Annotated in this window: 29 protein-coding genes and 1 riboswitch; of the genes, 7 read left to right on the top strand and 22 right to left on the bottom strand. The window is 39.4% G+C overall.

What is annotated here, in order from left to right; genetic code table 11:
- Window positions 1-36 precede the first annotated feature (36 nt).
- The 5 genes from ACFX4H_RS04700 to ACFX4H_RS04680 all read right to left on the bottom strand — a co-directional run bounded on the left by ACFX4H_RS04700 (window position 37) and on the right by ACFX4H_RS04680 (window position 4,827).
- The gene (locus ACFX4H_RS04700) at window positions 37-786 is read right to left on the bottom strand and encodes a (S)-benzoin forming benzil reductase (RefSeq protein WP_241636373.1); all 750 of its coding nucleotides are present in this window, start codon (window positions 784-786) and stop codon (window positions 37-39) included.
- A 438-nt stretch (window positions 787-1,224) separates the two neighbouring features.
- Window positions 1,225-2,682 (bottom strand): cardiolipin synthase, encoded by a 1,458-nt coding sequence (gene cls / locus ACFX4H_RS04695; protein WP_053535236.1) that lies wholly within the window; start codon window positions 2,680-2,682, stop codon window positions 1,225-1,227.
- A 228-nt stretch (window positions 2,683-2,910) separates the two neighbouring features.
- Window positions 2,911-3,174, bottom strand: coding sequence for a metal-sensitive transcriptional regulator (locus tag ACFX4H_RS04690; protein WP_034307218.1), 264 nt, complete (start codon window positions 3,172-3,174; stop codon window positions 2,911-2,913).
- 167 nt (window positions 3,175-3,341) lie between these two features.
- Entirely contained in the window at window positions 3,342-3,785 is a 444-nt protein-coding gene (locus ACFX4H_RS04685; RefSeq protein WP_054395643.1) for an SRPBCC family protein, read from the bottom strand.
- Window positions 3,786-4,299: 514 nt separating this feature from the next.
- Window positions 4,300-4,827, bottom strand: a complete 528-nt coding sequence (locus tag ACFX4H_RS04680; protein ID WP_377434728.1) for a DUF4309 domain-containing protein — start codon at window positions 4,825-4,827, stop codon at window positions 4,300-4,302.
- 483 nt (window positions 4,828-5,310) lie between these two features.
- On the opposite strand from ACFX4H_RS04680, the gene glpT reads away from it, so the two are divergent.
- Complete coding sequence (gene glpT / locus ACFX4H_RS04675; RefSeq protein WP_377434171.1) at window positions 5,311-6,672, top strand: glycerol-3-phosphate transporter; 1,362 nt, start codon at window positions 5,311-5,313, stop codon at window positions 6,670-6,672.
- 279 nt (window positions 6,673-6,951) lie between these two features.
- Here glpT and aspA read toward each other — a convergent pair whose 3' ends face one another.
- Together aspA and ACFX4H_RS04665 are read right to left on the bottom strand one after the other, a co-directional pair.
- The gene (gene aspA, locus ACFX4H_RS04670) at window positions 6,952-8,382 is read right to left on the bottom strand and encodes an aspartate ammonia-lyase (RefSeq protein ID WP_034307227.1); all 1,431 of its coding nucleotides are present in this window, start codon (window positions 8,380-8,382) and stop codon (window positions 6,952-6,954) included.
- Between the two features lie 23 nt (window positions 8,383-8,405).
- Window positions 8,406-9,395 (bottom strand): asparaginase, encoded by a 990-nt coding sequence (locus ACFX4H_RS04665; protein ID WP_191930155.1) that lies wholly within the window; start codon window positions 9,393-9,395, stop codon window positions 8,406-8,408.
- 229 nt (window positions 9,396-9,624) lie between these two features.
- Between ACFX4H_RS04665 and ACFX4H_RS04660 the strand changes: the two genes are divergently transcribed.
- Entirely contained in the window at window positions 9,625-9,999 is a 375-nt protein-coding gene (locus ACFX4H_RS04660) for a helix-turn-helix domain-containing protein (protein ID WP_063590942.1), read from the top strand.
- 459 nt (window positions 10,000-10,458) lie between these two features.
- Here ACFX4H_RS04660 and ACFX4H_RS04655 read toward each other — a convergent pair whose 3' ends face one another.
- The 7 genes from ACFX4H_RS04655 to ACFX4H_RS04625 form a co-directional block, all read right to left on the bottom strand.
- Window positions 10,459-10,626 carry a hypothetical protein gene (locus ACFX4H_RS04655; protein WP_162878727.1) on the bottom strand — a complete coding sequence of 56 codons (168 nt, stop codon included), beginning with the start codon at window positions 10,624-10,626 and terminating at the stop codon, window positions 10,459-10,461.
- A gap of 283 nt (window positions 10,627-10,909) precedes the next feature.
- On the bottom strand, window positions 10,910-11,872 hold the full coding sequence (mmuM, locus tag ACFX4H_RS04650) for a homocysteine S-methyltransferase (protein ID WP_377434169.1): 963 nt from the start codon (window positions 11,870-11,872) through the stop codon (window positions 10,910-10,912).
- Window positions 11,869-13,257: an S-methylmethionine permease gene (mmuP, locus tag ACFX4H_RS04645; protein WP_377434167.1), complete on the bottom strand. Its 1,389-nt coding sequence runs from the start codon at window positions 13,255-13,257 to the stop codon at window positions 11,869-11,871. Before mmuP ends, mmuM begins: the two co-directional genes overlap by 4 nt.
- Before the next feature lie 83 nt (window positions 13,258-13,340).
- Window positions 13,341-13,443: riboswitch (SAM riboswitch) on the bottom strand.
- Between the two features lie 225 nt (window positions 13,444-13,668).
- Window positions 13,669-14,277 carry a flavin reductase family protein gene (locus ACFX4H_RS04640; protein ID WP_377434165.1) on the bottom strand — a complete coding sequence of 203 codons (609 nt, stop codon included), beginning with the start codon at window positions 14,275-14,277 and terminating at the stop codon, window positions 13,669-13,671.
- 18 nt (window positions 14,278-14,295) lie between these two features.
- Window positions 14,296-14,904: an alpha/beta hydrolase gene (locus tag ACFX4H_RS04635; protein ID WP_241636382.1), complete on the bottom strand. Its 609-nt coding sequence runs from the start codon at window positions 14,902-14,904 to the stop codon at window positions 14,296-14,298.
- Window positions 14,904-15,851 carry a ring-cleaving dioxygenase gene (locus tag ACFX4H_RS04630; RefSeq protein WP_377434163.1) on the bottom strand — a complete coding sequence of 316 codons (948 nt, stop codon included), beginning with the start codon at window positions 15,849-15,851 and terminating at the stop codon, window positions 14,904-14,906. Before ACFX4H_RS04630 ends, ACFX4H_RS04635 begins: the two co-directional genes overlap by 1 nt.
- A gap of 24 nt (window positions 15,852-15,875) precedes the next feature.
- Window positions 15,876-16,853 (bottom strand): ring-cleaving dioxygenase, encoded by a 978-nt coding sequence (locus ACFX4H_RS04625; protein WP_377434160.1) that lies wholly within the window; start codon window positions 16,851-16,853, stop codon window positions 15,876-15,878.
- Between the two features lie 242 nt (window positions 16,854-17,095).
- Here ACFX4H_RS04625 and ACFX4H_RS04620 point away from each other — a divergent pair, with 242 nt between their 5' ends.
- A complete protein-coding gene (locus ACFX4H_RS04620; protein ID WP_377434157.1) occupies window positions 17,096-17,695 on the top strand; it encodes a nitroreductase family protein in 600 nt (199 codons plus the stop codon).
- A gap of 178 nt (window positions 17,696-17,873) precedes the next feature.
- On the opposite strand, the gene ACFX4H_RS04615 is transcribed toward ACFX4H_RS04620, so the two are convergent.
- Genes ACFX4H_RS04615 through ACFX4H_RS04605 form a run of 3 tightly spaced genes read right to left on the bottom strand, consistent with a single transcriptional unit; the run spans window position 17,874 to window position 20,211 of the window.
- Complete coding sequence (locus ACFX4H_RS04615; RefSeq protein ID WP_377434155.1) at window positions 17,874-18,926, bottom strand: alpha/beta fold hydrolase; 1,053 nt, start codon at window positions 18,924-18,926, stop codon at window positions 17,874-17,876.
- Window positions 18,919-19,422 (bottom strand): hypothetical protein, encoded by a 504-nt coding sequence (locus ACFX4H_RS04610; RefSeq protein ID WP_377434153.1) that lies wholly within the window; start codon window positions 19,420-19,422, stop codon window positions 18,919-18,921. The genes ACFX4H_RS04615 and ACFX4H_RS04610 overlap by 8 nt, the downstream gene beginning before the upstream one ends.
- A gap of 27 nt (window positions 19,423-19,449) precedes the next feature.
- Window positions 19,450-20,211 carry an SDR family oxidoreductase gene (locus ACFX4H_RS04605; protein WP_048679861.1) on the bottom strand — a complete coding sequence of 254 codons (762 nt, stop codon included), beginning with the start codon at window positions 20,209-20,211 and terminating at the stop codon, window positions 19,450-19,452.
- A 407-nt stretch (window positions 20,212-20,618) separates the two neighbouring features.
- On the opposite strand from ACFX4H_RS04605, the gene ACFX4H_RS04600 reads away from it, so the two are divergent.
- Complete coding sequence (locus ACFX4H_RS04600; protein WP_377434150.1) at window positions 20,619-21,068, top strand: OsmC family protein; 450 nt, start codon at window positions 20,619-20,621, stop codon at window positions 21,066-21,068.
- Window positions 21,069-21,123: 55 nt separating this feature from the next.
- On the opposite strand, the gene ACFX4H_RS04595 is transcribed toward ACFX4H_RS04600, so the two are convergent.
- Window positions 21,124-21,375, bottom strand: a complete 252-nt coding sequence (locus ACFX4H_RS04595) for a YkuS family protein (RefSeq protein ID WP_034307261.1) — start codon at window positions 21,373-21,375, stop codon at window positions 21,124-21,126.
- 98 nt (window positions 21,376-21,473) lie between these two features.
- Here ACFX4H_RS04595 and ACFX4H_RS04590 point away from each other — a divergent pair, with 98 nt between their 5' ends.
- Window positions 21,474-21,608: a YuzL family protein gene (locus ACFX4H_RS04590; protein ID WP_095392115.1), complete on the top strand. Its 135-nt coding sequence runs from the start codon at window positions 21,474-21,476 to the stop codon at window positions 21,606-21,608.
- A gap of 125 nt (window positions 21,609-21,733) precedes the next feature.
- Here the strand turns inward: ACFX4H_RS04590 and ACFX4H_RS04585 are convergent, their stop codons facing one another.
- Window positions 21,734-21,898 carry a hypothetical protein gene (locus tag ACFX4H_RS04585; RefSeq protein WP_161922473.1) on the bottom strand — a complete coding sequence of 55 codons (165 nt, stop codon included), beginning with the start codon at window positions 21,896-21,898 and terminating at the stop codon, window positions 21,734-21,736.
- 95 nt (window positions 21,899-21,993) lie between these two features.
- Here ACFX4H_RS04585 and ACFX4H_RS04580 point away from each other — a divergent pair, with 95 nt between their 5' ends.
- Complete coding sequence (locus ACFX4H_RS04580) at window positions 21,994-22,185, top strand: hypothetical protein (RefSeq protein WP_241665090.1); 192 nt, start codon at window positions 21,994-21,996, stop codon at window positions 22,183-22,185.
- Between the two features lie 212 nt (window positions 22,186-22,397).
- On the opposite strand, the gene ACFX4H_RS04575 is transcribed toward ACFX4H_RS04580, so the two are convergent.
- The 3 genes from ACFX4H_RS04575 to ACFX4H_RS04565 all read right to left on the bottom strand — a co-directional run bounded on the left by ACFX4H_RS04575 (window position 22,398) and on the right by ACFX4H_RS04565 (window position 25,475).
- Window positions 22,398-23,336: a magnesium transporter CorA family protein gene (locus ACFX4H_RS04575; RefSeq protein WP_377434147.1), complete on the bottom strand. Its 939-nt coding sequence runs from the start codon at window positions 23,334-23,336 to the stop codon at window positions 22,398-22,400.
- 724 nt (window positions 23,337-24,060) lie between these two features.
- On the bottom strand, window positions 24,061-24,333 hold the full coding sequence (locus tag ACFX4H_RS04570) for a hypothetical protein (RefSeq protein ID WP_377434145.1): 273 nt from the start codon (window positions 24,331-24,333) through the stop codon (window positions 24,061-24,063).
- A 62-nt stretch (window positions 24,334-24,395) separates the two neighbouring features.
- Window positions 24,396-25,475: a nitric oxide synthase oxygenase gene (locus ACFX4H_RS04565; protein WP_377434142.1), complete on the bottom strand. Its 1,080-nt coding sequence runs from the start codon at window positions 25,473-25,475 to the stop codon at window positions 24,396-24,398.
- A gap of 263 nt (window positions 25,476-25,738) precedes the next feature.
- Between ACFX4H_RS04565 and catR the strand changes: the two genes are divergently transcribed.
- Entirely contained in the window at window positions 25,739-26,062 is a 324-nt protein-coding gene (gene catR / locus ACFX4H_RS04560) for a catDE operon transcriptional regulator CatR (protein ID WP_034307270.1), read from the top strand.
- Window positions 26,063-26,101 lie beyond the last annotated feature (39 nt).

Here is a 26,101-nt window from a genome sequence, read left to right as displayed (position 1 = left end):
GACACCTCCTACGCTATAAGGCATATTTCCTATACATCAAAGCAAATTCTTAATGTCGTAGAACTTCCCATTCTCCAAATCTTCTGCTTCAAGCAGCTGCAAAAGTTTATCTGCCACAAATTCGGGGCTTCTTAATATGCCCTTCTCTTTATATTCATGAAATTTGTCTCGATCGGCAAAGTCCCGTTCTTCTGCTGATCGGATTGTCCCTTGCATCTCCGTATCCATTACACCTGGTGAAAAAGAAATGAGAGACGTAGGAAAAGACGTTTTATCCTGTTCCAACCCTGCAACCCGTGTAAACATTTCCAGCCCCGCCTTAGTACTGCAATAGGCTGCCCAGCCATGATAAGGATTTTTTGCTGCTCCTGAAGATATGTTGACCAATACCTTCTTTCTGTTCCAGTCCTTTGTCTGTTTAACGAATTCATCAGCCAATACGATGGGTGCCATGAAATTCACCCGCATGCTCGTTTCCAAATTTACTATACCAAGGTTTCCTACCGGCTTAATAGGTTCAATGACACCTGCATTATTAATGAAATAAATGTCACTTGTATCATCGACTTCAGTAAGGATCTCATTGACTAAGGAAGGCAACTTTTCAGTTTCATTCAAGTCCAGTGAAATAAATGTAAGTTTCGTCCCGGAACCGTCAGCAATCCGATGCATTTCAGGATGGGCCGTACGGGAAACTAAAATGCAATGATCACTTGTCTGCAAACACCCTTTTGCGATTGCAGCACCTAAACCTTTTGAAGCTCCTGTGATTATAAACGTTTTCACAGCTTTTCCCCCTTTTCTGGATATAAACTATTTTACCAAAACGAGTTCGGAATGGTCTCACCACATATCGTGATTTTAGGATAAGACTACTGTTTTATGAAATCTAGCTCCGTACTTGGTTTAAAAATGCAGGAAGCCTCAATCATTGACTTTGAGACAACAGAAGTTCCATATAAAATAAAGCAAAGCTGATTGGAGTGGGTGTGCAAGACTCCTGCGGAAAGAGCGCGTCCTAGGGAGACCCCGCAGCGGAAAGCGAGTGCCTGGAGAGGAAGTCAACGATTTTGCAAACTCAATGATTAACAATGGTCTACAACTGAAATGGAATGGATTTCTGAAATCAAGCTCCGCACTATAAAAACTGCAGGCAAACTCGATTTTTCGAATTTGTCTACAGTCTGAACAGACCATGTAGTAATGGTTCGTTTATTTAAAATATTATAATATCGGTGATACCAGCCTTGCAATGGACTCTTTAAAACGAATCCACTTTGATCGTTTTTCAAACTCTTCAATTGTAAGCTGCCTGCATACTTCGACATCCTTATAAAAAATCCTGGTCAGTGTTTCGGCCATTCCTTCATCATAAATGAAGGCATTGACTTCAAAGTTCAATTTAAAACTACGGACATCAATGTTTGCTGTCCCCACCGAGGAGACCTCCTCGTCCACCACGATCATCTTCGCATGAATAAAGCCGTTATCATAGATGTATACCTTAGCACCCGCTCTTAATAGCTGCCCTGCATTGAAAGTCGTTGCCCAATAAACAAATAGATGATCAGGTTTATTCGGAATCATGATTTTCACATCTACCCCTGATAAGCTCGCAATCCTGAGTGCATCCAATAAACTGGCATCCGGTATGAAGTAAGGTGTTTGAATGAGAATCGATTTCTTTGCTGATGAAATTAATTTAATATAGCCATTTTTAATTTGTTCCCATTCAGAATCCGGCCCACTTGTCACTATTTGCAAATCTATATTCCCTTGGGTCTCTACAATAGGGAAATAATGAGGCTGATAAGTTATATCATGATGCTTTGATGCCTGATTCCAATCCAGGATAAACCGAGTTTGAATGGCTTTGACAGCCGAACCCTCTATACGAAGGTGTGTATCACGCCAATAACCGAATTTTGGATTAAGCCCTAAATATTCATCACCAACATTAAAGCCTCCAACATACCCTACTTTTCCATCTATGATGACGAGCTTTCGATGGTTACGGAAATTCAGTCGTAAATTTATAAATTTTAATTTGGATGGAAAGAATGCCTCCACTCGTCCTCCAGCCTGCCTAAATTCCCTGAAGAAACGTTTAGTCATCCCTCTAGATCCCAGTTCGTCATAAAGCAGCCGAACTTTGACGCCTTCATTCGCTTTTTTAGTCAAAGCTTCAATGAATCGTTTACCCAGGCCGTCCCTTTGAATGATGTAATATTGTATATGTATATGGTTTTCGGCCGCTTCGATATCTTTAAAAAGCTGGTCAAACTTATTTTTCCCTTCCGTAAAAATATCGACTTGATTATCTTCAGTAAGTACGGCATCATTGTTTCGGAGATGCATATAAATCAAATCACGATAATTACTCGAAGAAGCATTTCGAAAAGGAAAATGATTCGTTGAAAGCTCTTCCATCTGTTTATCAATGATTTCTTCGATCCCGATCTTCTTCTTATCCTCCCATTGGAATAAGTGTGCGTGCCTTAGACTTGTTCCAAAAAGCAGGTATAAAATAAAACCGACTACAGGCAAAAAATATAAAACCAATAACCAAGCCCAGGTCGTGCTCGCTTCCCTTCTTTCAAAAAATATGACAATCGTTGCAAATAAAATATTTAGAATGATGACGAGGCCGAGCAAAACCGATGTAACATGCGTAAATTCCATAGCATACCCTCACTAAATTTTTATCCCTTTAAGGATACCATGCAAATTCTTTATATCAAAGGATTTGCTTATCAGAAATGAAAACAGAGAATTCACAAAAATGGACCTCTTCTTGTAGAGGCCCATTTTAAAAATCCCATCCACCCCGGACACTAAAATTTCTCAGATTGGCCAGGCTGTCTAATAATATTTGTCTTAAAAATCCCTATTTAACAATAATATAATTGCTTACCGGCTTTTCACTAATAAATTCACAGCTTCTTTCACTAGCTCTTCGGGATTCTTTTCCCCGGATTCATTAGCCTCCCGGACGCATTCAACAAGATTGGAACTTACTATTACCCCAATTGTCCGATCGATTGCAGATCTGGTTGCAGATAACTGAGTTACTACATCCCTGCAATCTTTATTATCCTCCATCATTTTCAAAATCCCACGAAGCTGTCCTTCAATTCGCTTCACTCTATTTTTAACCTGCTTATCGTACTCCATGTGAGGCCTCCTACCCTGCCTATTACTTATGAATCCTATCCAGACATCCATCATAAAACCTTTTCAGTCGAAATGAAGGTTTGATAAAAATCTTACAATTTATAATACATACCACTTAGGTATAATTGTCAAGTGCCAATATCCAATGAAACTCCAATATGTAATTCCTATTTTTGTACAAGAAGACTTTGTGCAACTGCCTCAGAAAACTCGATCGTCATTTGGGGAACGTAGGTTTTTAACAAAGCATTGACGATAGGTGCTTTAGCGCCTTTTGCCGTAATCGCCAGGCAGCCAGTCATTTTAGTCTGTCCAATTCCGCACTCTTCCGCTAAAAAATAGCCATGCCCATCAAATTTTTCATTTAATCCCTTAAGCTTAAATGTTACCTTATCGGGTTCAATCCATTCCAATATATTCACTTCCAGTTTAATTTTCTTCTTCATTAATCCCAAATCGCTTTTAAACTCCCAAATAAGTGTCCGCTCATTTATCATCTCATGATTGATATATCCTGGGACTAGAGGTGCCCAACGATCTATGCTACTTACAAAACCCCATACCGTTTTTTTGGAAACAGGTAATATGATACTATGCACACCTTCTGACAAAGCAGTTCCCCCTTAATCATTCTATTTACATCTTTGTAATGTATGGCTGAACAATACTGAATAGAACGGTAAGGTTAGAATCTTGAACAAAATTCCCCCGGTGTAAGATATCATTTAAAGATAATAACAGCAAAGAATCGCCCCTGTAAAAAAGGTACGATCGTTTTTTATTGCTGGGCCTCAGACTTTAGACAAACTCGAAAAATATTGAATGCCTATATTTTTTTGGGGGAATGTAAAATATAAGCGTTGATTTCCACTCCAGTCACTCGCTTTCCGCGTGCGGTCCGCCCTCGGCGCTCTTGGCGCCTGTAGGGTCGCTTTTCCCGCAGGAGTCTCGTATCCTCCGTTCCAATCAAACTTTGCTTAAAATTCAGATGCAACCCTTTTGGTCTACAAACTCAGACCCAGCTTAATCGCTGGGTCTTTTTTTTAGGCAAAGATTATTCTTCCGTATCTTTTTCAGTTTCTTCATTTTCTACAATTAAAGAAGGTTCAGGATCAGAATAACTTATTAATCTGGTGCGAATTCAACCGTATACATATTCAATCTTGGATTTGGGTCAATCCAGGCGCTTTCAAACACGAAGACCACTTTATAATTTGCGTAATCGGTATAAGTGACATAGTAATTCCCTTCTTGTTCCACTTCACTTACCGGTTCACCGATCAATTCCTTCAACATGGATAAATGAATGGTTTGCAATTGCGGATCAAAATCATCAATGGCGGTAATCGTCTTTCTACCTGTTGAACCGTCATAGAGGAATCGGACATTCCGGCTCCAATAATTGGCTGCAACGGTACTTAAATCTTCCGGTTCACCCCAGGCTTTTTCCACTTTCTTCAACGAATCACCTACAAAAAATGGTCCACTGCTAATGGATTGTTGTGATTCGTAGGCTAAACCCATGATTTGCCGAATCAAAAGGTCTGGCGTGGATTGCGATGATATTGAATCTGTTGAAGCATAAGCAGCCTGCACACTAAACATGAGAAATGCGAGCAATAGAAATGTAACGCTTCGGATAAAACGATTCACTTGTTTCAAAATATCCTCCCTTCCATATGGAAATGACGATTACATCATTTTAACAATCTAAAAAAGATGAAAAATTGCGCATGTCATTCCATTTGGGTTTTTACCATTACCATTAATATTCATTGGAACTTTGGACACATACCATTCGTTCAGAAAAAATTTTCAAATGAAAGATTATCCGATTAAGCCATTTCAAGTGAGCCACATTTTATCCTGATCTAAAACTGATGCCAAAAAGGACTCAGTCAGTAACTTGAAGTCAATGGTTCCTTCTTTGTCCGAATGGGCACAAAAAAATGTTGACAGCGTTTTCTTATGAAGATAGTATAATTATTACAAGTTAACGATGGTGGAGATTTGGAGACTCATGCTTTAATAGGACCTTTTAACAAAAGGTTACTATTTTGGTATGGGTTTTTTTATGTATCATCATCATTACTTTATTTAATTAGGTTCAAAAATATCATATTAAGGAGGAATTGGATGCTCAAATTATTTAAGCCAGCTCTACCAGTTGAAAGATTACCGGAAGGAAAAATAGATTCTGAATATAAGAAACTCAGATTACAAGTTTTCATCGGTATCTTCATTGGATATGCAGCGTATTATTTAATTCGTAAAAACTTTTCCATGGCAATGCCATATTTAAAGGAGGAAGGCTATACAACTGGAGAGCTAGGTCTTGCATTATCAGCTATCTCGATTTCATATGGGATAAGTAAGTTTGTAATGGGGACTGTGTCAGACCGAAGTAACGCGAGGTATTTCTTGCCAGTAGGTTTGATACTTGCTGGAATCGTCAGTTTACTTATGGGACTTGTTCCATTTTTCACATCATCGGTTACAATCATGTTCATCATGTTATTCATTAATGGGTGGTTTCAAGGAATGGGCTGGCCTCCATCAGGGAGAGTCCTTGTCCACTGGTTCAGTGTAAGTGAAAGAGGAGGGAAAACGGCAATTTGGAATGTTGCCCACAATGTGGGTGGTGGCTTAATGGCACCATTGGCAATTGCAGGTGTCTCCATCTTTGCAACATTAATGGGTTCTTCATATGCAGGTTATGAAGGAATTTTTATACTACCTGCTCTAGTTGCCATATTAATAGCAATCATATCATTTATCTTAATACGTGATACACCACAATCAGTTGGATTGCCGCCGATTGAAGAGTATCGTAATGATTTTCCTAATAAAATGAAAAAAACGTTTGAAACAGAACTTACAACAAAAGAGATATTATTTAAATATGTATTAAATAGCAAATGGGTCTGGGCGATTGCGATTGCAAACATCTTTGTATATTTCGTCCGTTATGGGGTACTTGATTGGGCACCAACCTATTTAAGCGAAGAAAAGGGCTTCAACATGGACGAGTCCAGTACGGCTTATTTCTTATACGAATGGGCAGGTATTCCGGGTACTTTATTATGCGGCTATATCTCTGATAAAGTTTTTAAAGGCCGTCGGGGACCTGCTGGCGTTGTCTTCATGCTAGGAGTATTAATCGCAGTCCTTGTTTATTGGTTTAACCCTGCAGGCAACCCAATGATTGATATTATATCCCTAATTGCGATTGGATTCTTAATTTATGGACCAGTAATGTTAATAGGTCTGCAAGCACTTGATTTAGTTCCTAAAAAAGCTGCAGGCACTGCAGCAGGACTGACTGGCTTATTTGGATATCTAGGTGGATCTGTAGCGGCTAATGCCATTATGGGATACGTAGTTGACTTTTCAGGCTGGAATGCAGGTTTTACATTAATTACGATTTCTTGTGTACTGGCAGTAGTGGTCTTTGCATGTACTTGGAATGTTCGAGGACAGGAAGTGGTAAAGGGCTAATACAAGCATATTATTGAGCTCAAGTTTCCCCATACCCCTGGATATATTCTAAGGGGGATGGGTTTTCTATTGTCAGTTAAACCGACCCATGATTAGATTGACGCCTTACAATGACTGAATATTCAGTTATATATGGTGAAAAGCAGTTGACGGACGTTTGTTTGACATACCTTATTGAAATGCATATAAAAAATGACCATGCCTTTATACCAACGGTCCTAAAGGCATGGTCATTATATCAAAAATCATATAGATTCATATTTTCTACCAAAATACTGGTTATTGCCGATCAAAAAGAGAAGCCCCCGCTATTCCGGGTTTTGTCATCTCATAAGGATTTAGAATCAGATCCAATTCTTCTTCTGTCAACACATCATATTGTAAACAAAGTTCTCGAACTGACTTCCCTTTCAATATCGCTTCACGGGCAATACGTGAAACCACTTCGTACCCAAGGTGCGGATTGACTGCTGTAATCACTCCGACACTTTGTTCGACATAATCCTTTAAATGCTGCTCATTAGCCTCAATGCCTTCCAAACAATAATCTGTAAAGACATTGAAAGCATTGTTCATAATGCTGATAGATTGCAACAAATTGAATACAAGCACTGGCTCCATTACGTTCAACTCTAGTTGTCCCGCTTCTGATGCTAAGCAAATCGTATTATCGTTCCCGATTACTTGGAAAGCGACTTGATTAATTAATTCTGGCATGACTGGATTTACTTTACCTGGCATGATGGATGAACCTGGTTGACGGGCTGGAAGTGTGATTTCTCCTAATCCCGCTCTCGGTCCTGAAGCCATCAAACGTAAATCATTTGCAATTTTAGACATATTCATCATACATACTTTCAATGAAGCTGATACCTCAGTGTATGCATCCGTATTTTGGGTTGCATCTACTAAATGTTCTGCTCCTACAAGCGGCAAGTTACTGATTTCAGCTAAATATGTAACAACGTTTTCAATGTAACGCGGATCTGCGTTCAATCCCGTTCCCACTGCTGTTGCTCCCATATTCACTTCATATAAATGTTGACGTGATTGACTTATTCTTTTTATATCCCGATCCAAAACGCGACTGTAAGCCTCGAATTCTTGACCAAGGCGAATCGGCACTGCGTCCTGAAGATGTGTGCGGCCCATTTTGATAACATGATCAAATTGTTTTGCTTTTTTCTTTAAAACCGTACTCATCTTGGTCATTGTTTGTAACAATTGCTCCAAAAGACGCAGTGTGGATAAATGAATGGCAGTTGGGAATACGTCATTGGTTGATTGAGACATGTTAACATGGCTATTTGGGCTAACATGTACATAATCACCTTTATTGTGTCCCATAAGTTCTAACGCACGGTTGGCAACGATTTCATTAATATTCATATTCATCGATGTCCCCGCACCGCCTTGAATTGGGTCAACGATGAAATATTCATGCCACTTTCCATCGATCACTTCTTCAGAAGCTTTGACGATAGCGCTTCCAATACCATCATATAACCGTTTGGTATCCATATTCGCTAAAGCGGCCGCTTTTTTAATCATGGCCAGTGCACGAATCATTTCTTCATTGACTTTGTAACCGGTAATCGGAAAATTTTCCACTGCGCGTAAAGTTTGTATACCATAATAAACATCTGCTGGAATTTCCTTTTCCCCAAGAAAGTCTTTCTCGATTCGGTATGTTTTCTCTTCTATCAACATTTCCTCTTGCCCCTTTGTTTGTTCTAGAATGTAATGTCCTCTGCAATCGGTGTTTCCATCATTTCCTTCACTTTTTTAGGATCCTGTGTCTTCGCTAATATCCACATCAACTTAGGAACGATGGCTTCTGTATTCATATTCCTGGAACGAATGATGACATTCTTGTTCACTTTTCGTCCCACTTCGTAAATATCCATATCTTCCCCTTCTTCTAAGCATTGGGTAGTAATGACAACGGATATTCCACATTGCACTAACTCATTCAATTTCTCTAAAATGTTTCTTCCTTGAAATGGAATACCACCGCTTCCATAACTTTCAATTACGATTCCCCGACATTGCTTTTTCAGGAAATCAAAGAATTCAGGCTTAATACCGGGATGCAGCTTGACTAAAGCAACATCAGTACATAGGGAAGCATCCAACTTAGCTTCCTTATTCTTTGGTGAATGAACTGGCTTTAGATACTCAATTTTATCTTTGAATATGGTCGCAATATAAGGATAGTTAATACTTTCAAACGAATCATAGCTTTTCGTTCTCAATTTAATGGCCCTCGTACCCTGAATGACTCTGCCATCAAAAACAACATATACTCCTCCAATATCTTCACAAGCAAACCGGATCGCATCAGAGATATTCCTTTTGGCATCTGTCTTTTTAAAGGCAATCGGGACCTGAGAACCAGTAATGACGATTGGTTTCCCTAAATCTTGTAACATATATGAGAGCGCAGCAGAAGTGTAAGCCATTGTATCTGTTCCATGGGTAATCACAAAGCCATCGTAATCATGGTAGTGCTTATGGATGGATTGTGCCATTTCTGTCCAATCTTCCGGCTGCATATTTGTACTATCAATATTCATCAAAGGCTTACTATCAATCTGACATAGTAAATCCAATCCCGGTAGGTGGCCTAAAATTTCGTCAGCTTTCATTTCTGGAACAAGTCCATTTTTTCCTTCTAACGATGCAATTGTACCACCTGTAGTAAGCAACATCAACTTCTTCATTTTTGATTTTAACTTTTCCAATATACTACCCCCTAATAAGCCTCCCTGTTTCACAATCATTCTAATATCTCAGAAAAGGATGTTTCCGCTATAAATGTTCATGTAACGCGTACAACACATGTAATTATAGTCATGTTTCATAGTGAAATCAAGCGAAAGTTATTCATTACGCGTACACTTTTTTCAATTTGATGTTATAATGGATTTATATAAAAGGAGAGTAATAAAAATGATTTTAAATAGATTGACTACATTAAGGAAGTCCAAAAGATGGTCTTTGCAATATACCGCTGACAGGCTCGGAATCGCCAAAAGTACCTATGCCGGTTACGAATCGGGCCACCGCCGCCCTTCATTAGAAACGATTAATTTATTGGCAGGCTTATATGATACCTCAACTGATTACATTCTGGGTCGAGTAGATTATCCATCTAAGGATATGGGTAATGGGTCACCTCAAGTCATGGAATTAACGGATTTACCAGATATGAAGCTAGCTGTAGATGGAATTTCCCTTTCTGAAGAGGAAACGATTCAATTTATCGCTTTTATTAGAGCTAAACGGGAAGTGGAAATAAATCGCGATAAACAAAATGAAACATAGCAGACATTGAGTTTAAACTGGTATTTGGTAAAAGAACCGTACTTCATCAGCAGGTTCTTATACTGCCTGACATGTTCATTATAACTGTAATATACCGCGGCTTTCATCAATTAGGATAGGTCGGTTCGCCCATTTTGACGGTTGCACGTAATTATTTCTGTGTTTAGAAATTTAAATTTCATTAATTATTATATAGAAGAAAGTCGTTTTTTTAAAAAAATCATCCATCTTCATTTTCTGTTGTCCTCTTTAGCCTTATTCTTTTTCCCCCTTTATCTATTTGCAATGAAAGAAAAAACATGGCAAAGATCATGGTTTCCCCCGGTGAATTAATCAAAAAAAGAAGCAACATGAAGTGAGAGTTATGTCTTAATTCATGTGCTTCTATTATTGGAATCCTTAAAGAAATGGAAAATTGCTCAATATAATGTCTCAACAGATATGCTGCATTTCCATATATTAAGGCATTTCATCTTCTTTTTCCCTATTCTTGAAAGCTTCATGAGTGACAATATCCTCAATCTGTTCATACTGGCGGCTGTGTTCCTTCTCTTCGCTAATTCTATTATTTGGTAAATTTCCTGGATGTCCTTTTTCTTTATGATTAAAATTTTTACCACGACTCATAACTCATTCTCTCCTTTCCATTCATTGTTTGTCTAGTTTTCCCAAGCACGAAAAAAATATGATTTAATTTCTCTTTTTACAGTTTTTGCAAAAGGGTTGGTTTACCCGTAATTTTCAGCCGATCTTGCGCGACTTATTTCTAAAGTGCCAAGAAATTAATAGTTCAATCCTTTCAGATTACTCGAATCTGAATAAAGAGCTCAAAAAAAACAGGAACCGCCAGATTCCTGTTCTTTTTGTTTATAGGTTTCCCGACTAACAATATTTTTGATAACAAAAAATGCTAGGAGAACGTTACCACGGAAGGTCGCCACTTTCTTGAAATGCCCGCAATATGATGAGGAGCGGTTCTGCAACATCCTCCAATTATATTTGCCCCCGCATGGTGCCAATCTTCAGATTTCACATCGAGCCTATTACATGATTCTGGACCATGCCATGTTTTAGTTTCTGGATTATATGATTCACCGGAATTCGGATAAACGATAATTGGTTTATGCGTGTTTGCACGCAACACCTGTATGGCTTCCGTGATAACTGATACAGGCGCACAGTTGATGCCAATTGCGGCAATTTGCTCACTGTCCCCAAACAATCTGGCACACTCCTCCAGCAATGTGCCGTCACTTATCGCTTTTTCATTTTTCAAAGAAAAGGACAGCCAAGCATAGACTTCTGGATAATCTTTCAATAATGAATGTAATACTTTTGCTTCTTGCAGGGAAGGAATCGTTTCAAATGCTAAAATATCAGCTCCTGCTTCAATCAAAGCTGATAATCGTGAGCGATGAAATGCCGCTAAAGTTTCATCTGAAACACCATAATTCCCAACATACTCTGAACCATCTGCAAGATAAGCCCCATAAGGTCCAACTGATGCAGCAACCAATGGCTTAGGTCTAATCGTTTGATATTCTTCCTTCCAAAATTCATCTCTTGCTTTTCTTGCAAGTAAAACCGTTTTCCGGATTAGATCCAATGCCTCTTTTTCTTGTATTCCGCGGAGGGCGAAACCTTCAACCGTTGCTTGATAGCTTGCCGTTATCGCACAGTCAGCACCAGCTCGAAAGTAGTCAGAGTGAACCTGGTAAATCACTTCTGGATTTTCAAGTAATACACGTGCAGACCACAGGGGATCGTCCAAATCACACCCATGACTTTCAAGCTCTGTAGCTAAAGCTCCGTCCAAAATCATGACTGAATGACCTCGTAAAATTGCTTCAATTGGGTTAATTTTATTCTTCATGGTTTTTCTCCTCTTTTCTTTATGGTTTGTGTCAGATAATAACTTCCATAGCAAAACAAAATAAACGGAATGCCACAATATAGTGCAATTCTTTGTGTAGGATCAAATGCAATTCCTATGCAAGAAGCAAGACATAACATAAATGAAACGATTGGTACGAATGGATATAATGGTGTATGGTAAGCCAAATCATTAACTGAGTTTCCTTCGTTTATATATCGTCTGCGAAATAGAAACTGTGACGCGCTAATACTCATCCAAACTATAACCACGGCTAGTCCAGAAATGGATACAAGCACTATGTATACAGTATCCGGCGCAATAATACTCGAGAAAAGTGCTAAAACACCGCCCAGCATACTGAAAAGGACTGCATTCAATGGAACACCCCGTTTTGTCAATTTTGCAAATATTGGCGAAATGGTTTTCTTATCTGCAAGTGACCAAAGCATCCTTGATGAGGCATATAGTCCTGAGTTTGCAGCAGACAAAATGGCAGTTAATATAACAAAATTCATAATATCCGCTGCATATGGCACTCCAATTCGTTCTAGAACGGCAACAAAGGGGCTCTCTAATACGCTTGCATCCGAAACAGGCAATAATGCGGATAAAACAACGATGGTTCCTACAAAAAAGATAATCAATCTCCATAATGTCATACGGATTGCCTTTGGAATCGTTTTTTCCGGATTCACAGTTTCTCCAGCTGCAACTCCGATCAATTCAGTTCCAGAAAATGCAAAATTCACCGCGAGCATCGTCATTAGAATGGCAAAAGCACCATTTGGAAATAACCCTGCGCTTGTAACATTGGAAAATAACGGAGCTGTTTGTGCGTTAATCATTGGAATGAAACCTACCATTGCCGCAGCTCCCAGAATAATGAATATCACAATAGCAAATACCTTAATAGACGCAAACCAGAATTCGGATTCAGCGAAAAACTTTACGGTCCACGCATTTAATGCCAAGACCAAAATAGCAAATAGAGCACTCCATATCCAGACACTGATTGATGGAAACCATCGCTGCATCAACAATCCTGCAGCCGTGAATTCCGAACCTAGTGCAACAGTCCAGGTTAGCCAATACAACCAGGCTACTGTATACCCTGTCCCTGGTCCGATGTATTTGGCTGCGTAACTATGAAACGCACCTGTCTCGGGCATATGCACTGACAGTTCACCTAGACATAGCATGACTAGATAAACCACTAATGCACCAATCAGATACGAAAGGATGGTTCCGAACGGACCAGCCTGTTGAATCGTATAACCCGAACTTAAGAATAAACCCGTTCCAATCACCCCGCCAAGCGATAGCATTATTATATGCCGTGCTTGCATTTGCCTTTGAAAATCATGCTTCCTTTTGTTCTCCATTCTAACTCTCCTTAATCTTGCATCCAGAAAAAACGAAAACGCACTCCAAAAAAGAGTGCGTTACTGACAAATAAACACGTACGGTCTTATCTATCAAGGTTTCACCCCCTGGAATTAGCACAGTGTCTTTGTAGACCTGTTGCTGAGGTTTCATAGGGCCAGTCCCTCCACCTCTCTGGATAAGAAATTATTTTTTTATAACTTTATCAATCTATGAAAAAATTGTCAAGTTTTGTTTCGGAATGTAAAGACTTCCTTTTAAATGCTAACGATCATGGCTGGGGCATTAATATTAAATTGTTTTTGGAACAAGCGCTAAGCGTATTATAATGGCAAATAAAACTAACCGGGTTCATATTGGTCTTAAAAATGGCAACATCTTAAAAGATGTCGCCATTTTTTTCTTTTTCCTTAAGGACGTTCTATTTCAAATAATTCCTCTAGTTTTGTATAAGTATGACCTGCTAATCTCGCTACAGGTTTTAGCCCATTCGGGTCAATACGGCCATTATGATAAATATCTTGCTCTATATGATAACAGACTATTTTCCCTATCAGCAAATCACAACCAGGTTTGTTCTTGGAACCTGCCAATGGAATCGATTGCTCTAATGTACATTCGAACCGCACCTTCGCTTCTTCCAATCCTGGTACGGATACCTTATCACTAACAGCCAGCGTGAAATTAGTAAGACCCAATTCACTTTCGTCAGATGGGAGTTCCTTGGCCGTTCGATTTGCATCAGCAACATTATTTTCGTCAGTGATATGAACAACGAACTCACCTGTTTGAATTGCATTTCGGGCTGTATCCTTTGAAACTCCTTCTTTCCGTTGAACAGAAATGGAAATCATCGGAGGATTTGAACTGACTATGTTAAAAAAGCTGAACGGCGCTATATTGATTGTACCGGTTTCGGATTGTGTCGTAACCAGCGCTATAGGTCTCGGTATAATGCTTCCAGTCAAAAACTTATAATTATCCCGTTCAGTCAGACTTTCAGGGTTAACAGAAATCATCTTCATTCCCTCTCATTCTTATAAAAAGTTCTTTTGAAACCATGAACCTGCTGCATCAACCTCTGAACGTGTCAACTGATGACCGTAATTTTCCCACTGAACTTCAACTGTAGCGCCAGCTTGCCGTAAAAGTTGATTAAGTTCATCAGTTTCTTCTGCTGGGCAAATCGGATCGTTTTTACCTGCAGCTATAAATACAGGCATATCTGAAAGGGACGGCAAAGCAATCCCTCGTCTTGGAACCATTGGATGATGAAGAATCGCTCCTTGTAATGCCCCCTCGTAATGGAACAGCAAACTTGCCGCTATATTTGCACCATTGGAATAACCTAATGCCACCACTCTGTCACGGTCGAAGTCATATTTTCCGGATGCTGATTCCAAGAAGTCATAAAGCTCCTTCGTTCGGAAGATCAAATCCTCTTCATCAAAAACCCCTTCAGCTAACCGTCGGAAATAACGGGGCATTCCATTTTCAAGTACATTTCCCCGTACGCTCAATACGGATGAACCCGGTGAAACCATTTCGGATAATGGCAAGAGATCTGTTTCCGTTCCTCCAGTGCCATGTAAAAGCAGTAGTAACGGAGCTTCTGGATTACTTCCTTTTTGAAAAATATGTTTCATCATTTATCCTCCTCTAGTACTCTCGGCACTGCCGGCAGTAACGTTTTTTCCATAACTTCCCGCTTTTCTTCCAACCATGGCGGCAGCATTAATTTACTGCCCATCGTTTCCTTCGTTTCATCATGAGCAAAGCCGGGTGGATCTGTGGCAACTTCAAAGAGTATGCCTCCATCTTCCCTGAAATAAATCGCATCGAAGTATTGTCGGTCTGTAAAGGGTGTCACACCATAGCCATGGTTACCGATATGCTCCCTCCATTCTTTATGATCTTCATTATCGCTCGCACGCCATGCAATGTGATGGACAGTTCCCACTCCGATTTTACCGTTTGGTAAAACCGTTTTTTTAACATCGATCAAATTTCCGATATCCGATGTGGATTTGAAGCGGATGAAATCGCCCTCTTCCCCAACCTGTTGAAGGCCCATCACTTCCTCTAATAGTTCCATCGTTTTGATCGGTTTTGACGTCAATAATACAGCTCCGCCGAAACCCTTGACCGCCTTATCAGCTGGTACACCGCCGAATGACCACTCGCTATTTTTACCTTCTTTACGCTCAACCAGTTCAAGTTGCAAACCATGTGGGTCTTGGAAATCAAGATATTCCTCACCGAAACGTGAAACCTTTTCAAAGTCTATATTAAATTTACCCAAACGATTTTCCCAGAAGCCCATTGAACCCTCCGGAACTGCATATGTTGTAATCCCCACTTGTCCGGAGCCAATTGTCCCTCGGTATGCCTCAGGCCAAGGAAAGAAAGTAATGATTGTGCCCGGTGAACCGGATTCATCTCCGAAATATAAATGATAGGTGCCTGGATCATCAAAATTAACGGTTTTCTTCACCATACGCATTCCCAATACTCCAGCATAAAAATCCACATTCTCTTGAGGATTGCCTACAATTGCGGTTATATGATGTATCCCTGCATTTTGCTTTTGCATGCCGATTACTTCCTTTCCCGTTGATTAATTAGTTGATTTTGTATTTAGTGGTTTTAAATTCGCTTCAATATCCTTTCTTTTCGATTCCAAAAAAGGTGGCAGGGCAAGGTTCTCACCTAGATGCTGCTCAGCTTCATCCACTTCAAAACCAGGTCCATCAGTAGCTAGTTCAAATAATATGCCATTCGGCTCCCTAAAATAGAGTGAACGGAAATAAAAGCGGTCCACATATCCCGAGTTCACGAATTTCGATTCACTAATCTTTTCTACCCATTTTCTCAATTCTTCTTCATCATCCACCCGGAAGGCAACATGGTGTACCCCACCCCTCCCCAGCCTTTCCCGAGGTATGTCATTCCTTTCTTCAATATGGAGTTCCGCTCCTGTTCCTCCTTCACCTGTCTCGTAAACGACTATCGGATTTTGCCCCCTGATAGCGGATGGATATGTGCCTGATTTCCTGAATCCCAATACCTCGATAAGAACACTTTCTGTTTGTTCAATATTGGGTACTGTAAGTTTTACTGGTCCTAATCCAAGGATGGAAAACTCTTGCGGTACTGGGCTTCCATCCCACGGAAATCCTCCTTGAACACCGTTATTATCCTGATCGGAAACCAGAAGAAGCCTCTGCCCTTCAGGATCTTTAAAAGAAAGTACCTTTCTTTCAAAACGGCTCGATATTTCATCGTGCTCAACATTGAATTCCACAAACCGTTTTTTCCAATATTCTAGCGTCTCATCATCCTTCACCCTTAAAGAAATTTCTGAAATGCTATTGTTTCCCTCATGAGTGCGGGCAGCATTTGGAATTTCAAAAAACGTCAATTCCGTACCCGGTGAACCAATTTGATCTCCATAAAATAAGTGATACACACGAACATCATCTTGATTCACCGTTTTTTTGATTAATCGCATCCCTAAGACTTTTGTGTAGAATTCAAAGTTATTTCCCGCTTTTGCTGTAATCGCCGAAACATGATGTAATCCTTTTAATTCCATCCGTACCACTCCTATCTTTATAAATCTCCCCTTACGGAGATGAATTAATCCGCTAATAATATCTCGAATTCAAGGTATTTAACCTGAAATAATACTTTTAATGCAAATATCTTGATTTAAAGATAAACCACAGGGATAAAATTGTCAACCATTTTCATTCAAATAATTTCAACCGGATTCACTTATCATAAAATAAAAAAATCAGGCCAAAATAAATCGGTATAAGAATGGAGGTGTGATATATGGTTAAAGATTTTTTTAGCGCAATTGAAGATAGACGCTCTTATTATTCCCTTAGCAAGGAACATGTTGTTCCTGATAAAAGGATTAAAGAAGTTATCGATCATGCCGTTCAATACTCCCCTTCCGCTTTCAACTCCCAAAGTGCCAGAGTGATTGTTTTAACTGGTCAAAGCCACGACCAATTATGGGATATCACGAAAGAAACATTAAGAATAGCAGCCGATGGCAAAGATTTTAAAAAAACGGAAGAAAAAATGAGGTCTTTTATAAATGGTTATGGAACGGTTTTATTCTTTGAAGACCAGGCCATAATAAATAGGCTCCAAGAACAATACAAAACGTATGCCGAAAATTTTCCGATTTGGTCGAACCAATCTTCTGCCATTTTACAATTTGTCGTATGGACTTCCTTGGAAATTGAGGGGTTTGGTGCAAGCCTTCAGCATTATAATCCTTTAATCGATGACGAAGTGAGAAAGACATGGGATATATCACGAGATTGGAAACTCATCGCACAGATGCCCTTTGGAAAACCCACTGCAGAACCTGGCGATAAAGACTTCTCACCACTTGATGAAAGAGTGAAATATTATCAATGATATAATAGGGGCTGGCTCTACATAACGAGCCAGCCCTTTTATTTTATTTCGCTTTAGTAATCCGGAAATGTTGCAAAAAATTTTGAAAATATCAATGACGCAAAGCCTATATACTCAACAACCGGCATGATTTTGATATCCTCACTGAGGTTCAACACGTATATTTCACATCCCCCTCTTATTGAATGGGTGAAGAACGCCCTGGCAGCCATTCCTTCAAATAATATGGGAGTACACCGGAATATTGTTTAGCAGCATGTCCACTTTTCAATAGGTTATATGTCTTATCCTTACATGTTAAATGCTCCATTACTGGATTAATCATTTCCTGTGGGACCAGTCGATCATACTTACTTGCTATGACCAAAACACTAGCATCAATTTTCGATAGCTTCGCTTTTTTTCCCCTTACCTTAAAGCTACCATTAACCAAGCTATTTTTTATCAATAAATCCTTGGTTATTTGTTTTGCGGCTGCTCCGGATAATGGTACATGCCCATTAGCCCAAGCATTGAAGCGGCGCCAGTTTTGAACGTATTTCTCATCATCCGCTTGATTCAATAAAGATAAATAAGGTGATATATAGACGGGCGATGTAATTAACCGGATTCCATATTTAACTGCACTGGCCGGTATCGTTTGATAAATATCTATTGTCTCGTCAAAATCCGCTGTCCCTTCTTTAAGCGCCTCCTGCCATTGATCAAAAAATTCCGAGGCACTGAAATCCACCGGGGTCACGGAAAGTATCAAATTCTTGATCGGCTCGTCTGCAATGGCAGCATATATTGCGGCTATTGTACCGCCGAGGCAAAACCCCATGACTGTAATTTCCGATGCTCCAGAGTGGCGTAATGTACGCTGCACTCCTTTTTGAATATAATCGACGATATAATCTTCGATCGATATGTCACCATCTTCAAATCCCGGGCTTCCAAAATCAAGTAAATACACATCAAAACCTTCATTTACAAAAGATTCTATTAAACTATTACCTGGGGATAAATCAAGGATCAAAGGAGTATTGATTAGTGAATATATAAGAAAAACCGGTACCTCATATTTTTTTTGTGCTGAAGGATAAAACCAAAGCGTTGATTTGTTTTTTTTCCATACCGCTATTTTCGGAGTCAGTCCCATTTCAGGCAATGGCTGATTGGGAATATCCAATAAATGTTGCCATTTAGTTTTGGACTCAGATTGATTTTTCGGCACTTTCCGCTTAGCCATTTGAATTCTCCTGTCGAACTGAATTGAACTCAGGCAACTGTGAGCTTAACAATAAGGAGTTATTTAGAAAATCAGATATCCTTTTTTTACTCCCTTCCTTTTCATCGGATGCCAATCTTGATTTCTTTTTGATGCTGCGGGATGAATTGGCATTGCCTATATTGCGAATTGAAGAATTACCCCCGACATTCCCGCCCCTATTCTCAACAAGTATAGAGACCAATTCTTCCAACCCATCAATTTTTTCTTCGAGTTGGATGACTAATTTCGCTAAACTCGCCACATCTTTTTTTGTTGGATAATTCATGATGATGGACATTCTTTCTGATGCTTCCTGCAGACTATTTATTCTTGGCACCTGCATTTGCGCATTATCGCTCACTCTTTCGATTAATTCGCGATTATTCAGCAGATTTTGAATTTTACTATTCAGCTGTTGCTCTTTTTGTGTGCCTAGTAATTTAAGCCCTTTATAAAAATTGGATTTTTCCGCCATATATTTCTTCCTTCCTTTCTCCTCCGTTTACACTAATGCCGATATTCCACCGTCAATGATCAAAATATGACCCACCATATAGTCAGAAGCCTGGGAGGCTAAAAATACGGCGGCACCCTTTAAATCATCTTCATCGCCAAACCTGCCAGCCGGAGTTTTACCTAATATGTCATAGTTAGACTTTTCAAGAATTTTCTTTGTGATTTTAGTCGGGAAAAATCCAGGTGCAATTGCATTGACTTGGATACCGTATCTAGCAAGTTTAACTCCTAAATCCTTGGTCATTGTAATGATGGCACCCTTACTGGTGTTATAAGCTATCGTATCCAAAAGCTCTGGAAACGTCCCGCCAAGTCCTGTCACCGATGCAATATTTATGATTTTTCCGGAATTTTGCTGCTTCATGACCTTCGCTACGGCTTGTGAAAACAGGAATGTACCTGTAACGTTAACATTCAATACTTTTTCCCACTTGTCCTTGGGAAGATCCAAAAGCGGACCTGACCAAGATGTACCGCTATTATTGACAAGAATATCAATCGTGCCGAATTGAGCAACCGTTTCCTGAACGACATGGTCAATGGCACTCACATCGGTGATATCACATTCAAAGGCAACGGCATTAACACCCATCGATTGCAAGTCTTCACATACCTCCTTACAGACAGGCAGATTTCGTGAAGCGATGACTATATTTGCGCCAGCCTCTCCCAACGCCATGGCGATCTGTTTTCCCAGTCCTCTGCCACCGCCGGTAATGATAGCCGTTTTATTAGTCAAATCGAACATATTACTCAATGTAGTCAACTTTTCAGCCCTTCCTTAATGAAGTATTATTTATATAAAACAACCGTCTATATCATTATAGATAGGCCTATCCAATATTGTGCTTAAAATAGCCTTATGCCTCTGCCTTTTGTTTCATCAACATGTATCTTATATTTAATAAGTATGCTTCTGTCAGCTAGCAGAAATTGAACCTACTGGAAACGTAATTCGGCAGGCGGTAATTTATTTGATCGATTCATACCTTAGCTTCGCACAGCGTTGGATTATTCGACCTGTTCGGCATTTCTTCATCCTTCTGGCGGATTAAAAACTCAGCCGATTGCTGGATTATTTGACTGATTGAGCAAAATCGGATACTTAACCTGTTTTGTCGTTTACACTATAGAATAGTAAGGAGGTTAAAAAAAATGACGATACATCACTTTCATTTAACTGCGGAGTGGCCTGGCGGCAGAAATGATAGCGGGACGATTCATTCGGGGAATCTTCAAACACAGATAAGTATTCCTACGGAAATGGAAGGACCAGGGATTGGAACTAATCCCGATGAAATGCTGCTTGGAGCGGCATCGACCTGCTATATCATTACCTATGCTGCCATGTTAGAGCGGGCCCATATAGAAAAGGTGAGCTTGACCATGCAATCGGAAGCGTTAGTGGATGTTACGAATGGTGTATTCACCTATAAGAAAATCATTCATCGCCCCGCACTTATATTGGTGCCGGGTACTTCTGAAAAAGTGGTTGAAAAAGCGAGGAGACTTGCTGAAAAAGCCGAAACATCCTGTATGATTTCCAGGGCGATCAAAGGGAATGTAGAAGTGGAATTGATTGCGGCAATTTCCATAGCACAGTAACCTTGAATAAACAGAAAAAGTGCCTAACCCTATATCGGTTTAGGCACTTTTCGAACTATTGAATGGTATTCACTTTATTTTCAACCTCACGGCACACTTCATCAGCCGTTAAACCATTTGCCTCAATGATAGACGCTTTTAATGAAGTATCGCTTATACCCATCACATTACTTTCCAAACCTGTTACCACACAACAATCCACGTTTTTTGCGTCAGCTTCTTGTTTAATTTCCACAACATCAAAACCTTTTTCACGAAGTGCTTCCTGAATATTCGTTAATGATTCTTCAACACCGATTCTTGACATCAACACACACCTCCTCTACCTTTTAATCTGTCCTTTTCACCCTCAATATATGTATAGGATGCAAAGGAAATAGGGAAAGTAATATCGAGGTGATAAACATGAATGGAAAAAACAAGAAAGATGCTTCACAAACTCGTTTAGGTTCTTCTCAGGTAGAGGGGCAAGGTACCACTACAAAAGAAACCGGGTCCTTCACTCAACCCTCTTCACTTAAAAAGCAAAAGCGTACCTGATAAAAGAGAATCCTAAATCAAACATGAAATTCAAACCATGAAACGAAAAAAACGCTTGGTTTATCCGCCAAGCGTTTTCTGCTGCATGATTCTTTTTTGCTTTACTTTAAAATCAGGGACTTCTCTTACATATTTTGCTTTCTGATTTCCTCTTGGATCTTTAGATCATTCAATTGATCTCCATCAATTTTTTTTGAATCCATTTTTCCTTTATCGGCTCCATCTGGGTTTAAATCACTTGCCCTTAAATTATTATTGCGAGATGCTTGCTCGTTCCATTTGGTCATCATGATCTCCTCCTCAGTCCTTTATCCTTCCCAAACCTAAGAATATTCATGAATACACCCCATGATTTATTGCAAAGATAAAAATGGAGGTGGTTATATTGGAACCAAACAAACCCGGCAATAAGAATGTACCGGATTTTAAAGAGTTGAACGATCGTATCATAAGAGAAGCATCAGAGAGTCCCCGTTTAGTGATTAAAACCAATTTGGATGCAAAGAATGTAAATGATGAAAACCCTTATTCAAATCGCATTAACAGTGAAGGATTTTCTGATTTTTTCGAGGAATAAAACAAAACATGCTTGGCAGCCTCAACCAAATGGTTCGCAGGCACCAGTTGATCTATAATTGGAACGTAAGGTGCGAGACTCCTGCGGGAAAAGCGAGTCCATGAGAGACCCCACAAGCGCAAATGCGCCGAGGGCGGACAGCCCGCCCAAAGCGAGTGCCTTAGTGGAAATCAATGTTCAAATTAAAAACCGGCTTAATAAGCCGGTTAATCTTAAAAATATTTTTTCTTCCAAAAAATGAATGCAGTCGTCCCCGCCAAAGTGATGGCAATTAATAATGTAAAAATGAAAGCAAACTGATTATGTTCAAATGGCAGTTCCACATTCATTCCATAAAAACTTGCCACCATCGTCGGCAGCGTTAATATAATGGTCACTGATGTTAGAAACTTCATGGCATTATTGACATTATTGGAAATGATCGAAGCGAATGCATCCATCATACCGCTAAGAATGGATAGATACACTTCTGCCATTTCGATAGCCTGAGCATTTTCGATGATTACATCCTCAAGCAATTCTTTATCTTCTTCATACATTTTCAGATAATTAAATCGGAGGATCTTATCAAGGACTACACGATTGGATTTCAATGATGTCGTAAAATAAACAAGGCTTTTTTCCAAAGCAAGGAAAGTGTATAATTCTTTATTTTTCATTGACTGATGTAATTCACGTTCGGCTTCATTTGTCATCTTGTTAATCTGTTTCAGGTAACGTAAATAATAGGATGAAATCTCGAATAATATTTGTAAAGCAAATCTCGTCTTCTTATTGGTGAAGAATCCTTTGATCTTATTGTTTTTGAAATTCGCCAATATCGGAGTTTCTTTCAGAGATACCGTAATGAAACAGTCTTTGGTAAAGATCATGCCTATGGGAATCGTTTCAAAAATCGGTAAGTCGGCTTCATCCCTGGTCAAATATGGGAAGTCGACAATTATTAAAACATTATCATCCTCTTTTTCGATTCGCGGCCTTTCCTCATCATCGAGTGGATCTTTCATGAAATTGATCGGTAACTTCAAAGTCAAGCATATATAATCTATTTCGGCTTCTGTGGGCGCGACAATGTTCACCCAGGAACCTTTTGTCATTTCCTCGATATTATTCAGGTGACGGTTATCATCCGTCTTGTAGATTTCAATCATTTTTTGACCTCCTCTTCTATAGAGAAAGCCTTATTTACCTTCTTCGAGCAGATACTCAGGGAGAATAACAGTCTCGACTTCTAGCATCATATTGGCTTCCTCTTGCTTTCTGGGTTCAGGATCATAAGAACTGCTGCTCACTCGTATCCACTTCCTTTCGATTCTTTTATCTTAATCCTTATTCATTTAAAGCACAATAAAGAATTTAATACCTTGAATCCTTGTTCAGAATTCGTAATCATCTGACATTTATCAATTGATAAATAAAATGCCACTACAAAAAAAACGCCTGGGTAGCCCCAAGCGATAGTTAGTAGGCAAAAAGGGTTCGGAAAACGTAACTGATGTTCCTAAACCACCAGAATCAAAACACACCTTCAACTCCTCGGGCATGATTACAATTTTCAGATGTTGATTTCCACTCCAGTTTGTTTAAAATCATGGTTCGGAATGGTCTCATCCTGAACCATGGAAGCCCTGGTTATCATTCATTTTTATTACTTTTTATGAAACCCTCATTAGATTGAAGAAATTTGCGACACTCCTGCCGAAGTACTGGCTAGCAGAGACACCACAGGCGCCTGCTTTGATGCGGCTTCGGCAGTCGGCGGAAAAGGAGCGGCGGATTTCTGAAATCAAAACAATCTTTTAATAAAAAAAACTGCAGACAAACTAAACAAGTTTGTCTACAGTCTGACACTTGGGTACTCCCAAGCGATTTGCTTTATCCATGCTTTGCATTATTATAATAGTGAACACCGTACATGGCGCCTTCGTCCACCATTTTATTGTCATCATGATCATATGGATCAGGGTGACCCGCCTTTTCAATTACAGGATCCAACTCGGAAGCCGTCCTATTCCAAAAGCCTGCCGTTTTTGCTTTTGCATTGGACCACATGTCCTTCACTTTTCCTCTGTTCGTTTTATTCGATAAAAATGAGACTCCGGCAACTCCGACTCCTAGTAATACTGCGTTTCTTCCTAATGCCATCATTACCTTCCCCCTTATTTATTTGGCTTGCTATATATATACCCGCCGCCAGTTCATGTAAACCTTTATTTATATGGAGGAATTTGATAAAAGAAATTAGGTTTCATTATTTCATTGTTATATGGCTGATGGAAAACATGGGTCGTGGCTGGTGACACCGGTGGAATTAACCAGGTCCAATCCCCAGTTACTTTCCGGTCATATGAGGCTTCTTTTTCTTCGAATTTCTTGAATTGCTTAGCTGCTGTATGGTGATCAACAATGCTGACTCCGTGTTTTTTATACGAATGAAGGACTGCTTCATTCAGTTCGATAAGGGCTCGATCTTTCCATAAACTCGAATCACGTTTAATATCCAGGCCCATCCTCTCCCCGATTGCCGGCAGCATATTGTAGCGTTCTTCATCAGCAAGATTCCTCGCACCGATTTCCGTTCCCATGTACCACCCATTAAATGGTGCAGCTGAATAAGTAATACCGCCAATTTCCAGCCTCATACCAGATATGATTGGAACTGCGTACCATTTTAGTTTAAGATCTTCGAACCATATCAGTTCAGGGTGGGTGATTTGAACCTCTTTAACGAGGCTTTCAGGTATATCATGAAAACTAGCGGTTTTTCCGTTCACTTGGACTACAAGGGGTAATATATCGAAAGGTCCGAATTTCGCTTCCCACCCTAATGCCATACATCGCTTGGTGAATTCGATTGAACTTGAATCGCCGATTACTCCATGTTCCGTCTCATATCCTGCATAACGAATAAGTTGATGATTCCAAATATCCACTTTTCGATCATGATCTTTCTGTTTGAAAATTGTAATCACCGGTCTGATATTCCCATTATTCGTAGCATATTCGATATGTTCGAAGAGGGCCGATACAATTTGTTCCTCGCTTTGAATCATTCTTTTATCAATCACCCTTAGTGATTCCCAAAAAAAGCGACCAATGCAGCGATTGCTATTTCGCCAAGCTAATTTAGCACCATATACCAATTCTTCATATGTATGTTCATATCTGCCTGTTTCATTTATTTCCTTTTTAATTTGTTCGATCCTGCCATTTATGTCCTCTTCCGTTTTCAATAATTCCGGATAACTTGTCCTGATAAAGGATACGGCCTCTTGCAGTAACTCACTCATCTTTCCCACGGATCCTTCCATTTGCAAAACTTTGACTTCAATATTAAAATAACATATTTTTCTTGGTATCTCTAAACAACACATTTTTAAAAGCACGCTTTTTTTTAAAATGTGGCAAATCCGAGGCGGAATCCTTTTCATGATACTTAAAGTAAGCTCGTGAATTTCTTATACTATAACATCTCTAGTAACTAAATAATTTTCGGTAAAGTTGTTACATATGAGGTAAATGCATTATAATATATTAATAATGAGGTGATATGATGAATAATACGACACTTTGTCCACGATTTGAAAAAGGAATGCAAATCTTGAGTAAACGCTGGACTGGATTGATTGTCAATCAATTACTTAATGGCCCTCAACGGTTTTGTAATATTGAATCTGCATTCCCGATAAGCGGCAGGATTCTTTCTGAACGTTTAAAGGACTTGGAAATTGAAGGTATTGTTAAAAGGGACGTATATCCAGAGACACCGGTCAGGATTGAATATTCTTTAACTGAAAAAGGCAAGGCCCTTGCACCGGTTATGAACGAAATTCAAAATTGGGCACAAGAATGGCTCGACCCAATACAGAATCAATGATATAGGCTAAAGATAAGGGAGGAAGATCTGCCAAATGCG

Source organism: Peribacillus sp. YIM B13477 (genome assembly GCF_042787955.1).
In the GTDB taxonomy this organism is placed as follows: Bacteria; Bacillota; Bacilli; order Bacillales; family DSM-1321; genus Peribacillus; species Peribacillus frigoritolerans.
Note: the sequence above shows the minus strand (reverse complement) of the source record. Positions and strands in the feature narration are given on the sequence as shown.

What these genes read in the sequence shown, in the direction of transcription:
- cls (WP_053535236.1), bottom strand. Translation starts at nt 2,682, where the DNA reads ATGGAATTTACGCATGTTACATCGGTTTTGCTCGGCCTCGTCATCATT.
- ACFX4H_RS04690 (WP_034307218.1), bottom strand. Translation starts at nt 3,174, where the DNA reads ATGGAGTACGATAAGCAGGTTAAAAATAGAGTGAAGCGAATTGAAGGA.
- glpT (WP_377434171.1), top strand. Translation starts at nt 5,311, where the DNA reads ATGCTCAAATTATTTAAGCCAGCTCTACCAGTTGAAAGATTACCGGAA.
- aspA (WP_034307227.1), bottom strand. Translation starts at nt 8,382, where the DNA reads ATGTTGATAGAAGAGAAAACATACCGAATCGAGAAAGACTTTCTTGGG.
- ACFX4H_RS04665 (WP_191930155.1), bottom strand. Translation starts at nt 9,395, where the DNA reads ATGAAGAAGTTGATGTTGCTTACTACAGGTGGTACAATTGCATCGTTA.
- ACFX4H_RS04660 (WP_063590942.1), top strand. Translation starts at nt 9,625, where the DNA reads ATGATTTTAAATAGATTGACTACATTAAGGAAGTCCAAAAGATGGTCT.
- ACFX4H_RS04655 (WP_162878727.1), bottom strand. Translation starts at nt 10,626, where the DNA reads ATGAGTCGTGGTAAAAATTTTAATCATAAAGAAAAAGGACATCCAGGA.
- mmuM (WP_377434169.1), bottom strand. Translation starts at nt 11,872, where the DNA reads ATGAAGAATAAAATTAACCCAATTGAAGCAATTTTACGAGGTCATTCA.
- mmuP (WP_377434167.1), bottom strand. Translation starts at nt 13,257, where the DNA reads ATGGAGAACAAAAGGAAGCATGATTTTCAAAGGCAAATGCAAGCACGG.
- ACFX4H_RS04640 (WP_377434165.1), bottom strand. Translation starts at nt 14,277, where the DNA reads ATGATTTCTGTTAACCCTGAAAGTCTGACTGAACGGGATAATTATAAG.
- ACFX4H_RS04635 (WP_241636382.1), bottom strand. Translation starts at nt 14,904, where the DNA reads ATGAAACATATTTTTCAAAAAGGAAGTAATCCAGAAGCTCCGTTACTA.
- ACFX4H_RS04630 (WP_377434163.1), bottom strand. Translation starts at nt 15,851, where the DNA reads ATGCAAAAGCAAAATGCAGGGATACATCATATAACCGCAATTGTAGGC.
- ACFX4H_RS04625 (WP_377434160.1), bottom strand. Translation starts at nt 16,853, where the DNA reads ATGGAATTAAAAGGATTACATCATGTTTCGGCGATTACAGCAAAAGCG.
- ACFX4H_RS04620 (WP_377434157.1), top strand. Translation starts at nt 17,096, where the DNA reads ATGGTTAAAGATTTTTTTAGCGCAATTGAAGATAGACGCTCTTATTAT.
- ACFX4H_RS04615 (WP_377434155.1), bottom strand. Translation starts at nt 18,926, where the DNA reads ATGGCTAAGCGGAAAGTGCCGAAAAATCAATCTGAGTCCAAAACTAAA.
- ACFX4H_RS04610 (WP_377434153.1), bottom strand. Translation starts at nt 19,422, where the DNA reads ATGGCGGAAAAATCCAATTTTTATAAAGGGCTTAAATTACTAGGCACA.
- ACFX4H_RS04605 (WP_048679861.1), bottom strand. Translation starts at nt 20,211, where the DNA reads ATGTTCGATTTGACTAATAAAACGGCTATCATTACCGGCGGTGGCAGA.
- ACFX4H_RS04600 (WP_377434150.1), top strand. Translation starts at nt 20,619, where the DNA reads ATGACGATACATCACTTTCATTTAACTGCGGAGTGGCCTGGCGGCAGA.
- ACFX4H_RS04595 (WP_034307261.1), bottom strand. Translation starts at nt 21,375, where the DNA reads ATGTCAAGAATCGGTGTTGAAGAATCATTAACGAATATTCAGGAAGCA.
- ACFX4H_RS04590 (WP_095392115.1), top strand. Translation starts at nt 21,474, where the DNA reads ATGAATGGAAAAAACAAGAAAGATGCTTCACAAACTCGTTTAGGTTCT.
- ACFX4H_RS04585 (WP_161922473.1), bottom strand. Translation starts at nt 21,898, where the DNA reads ATGATGACCAAATGGAACGAGCAAGCATCTCGCAATAATAATTTAAGG.
- ACFX4H_RS04575 (WP_377434147.1), bottom strand. Translation starts at nt 23,336, where the DNA reads ATGATTGAAATCTACAAGACGGATGATAACCGTCACCTGAATAATATC.
- ACFX4H_RS04570 (WP_377434145.1), bottom strand. Translation starts at nt 24,333, where the DNA reads ATGATGGCATTAGGAAGAAACGCAGTATTACTAGGAGTCGGAGTTGCC.
- ACFX4H_RS04565 (WP_377434142.1), bottom strand. Translation starts at nt 25,475, where the DNA reads ATGAGTGAGTTACTGCAAGAGGCCGTATCCTTTATCAGGACAAGTTAT.
- catR (WP_034307270.1), top strand. Translation starts at nt 25,739, where the DNA reads ATGAATAATACGACACTTTGTCCACGATTTGAAAAAGGAATGCAAATC.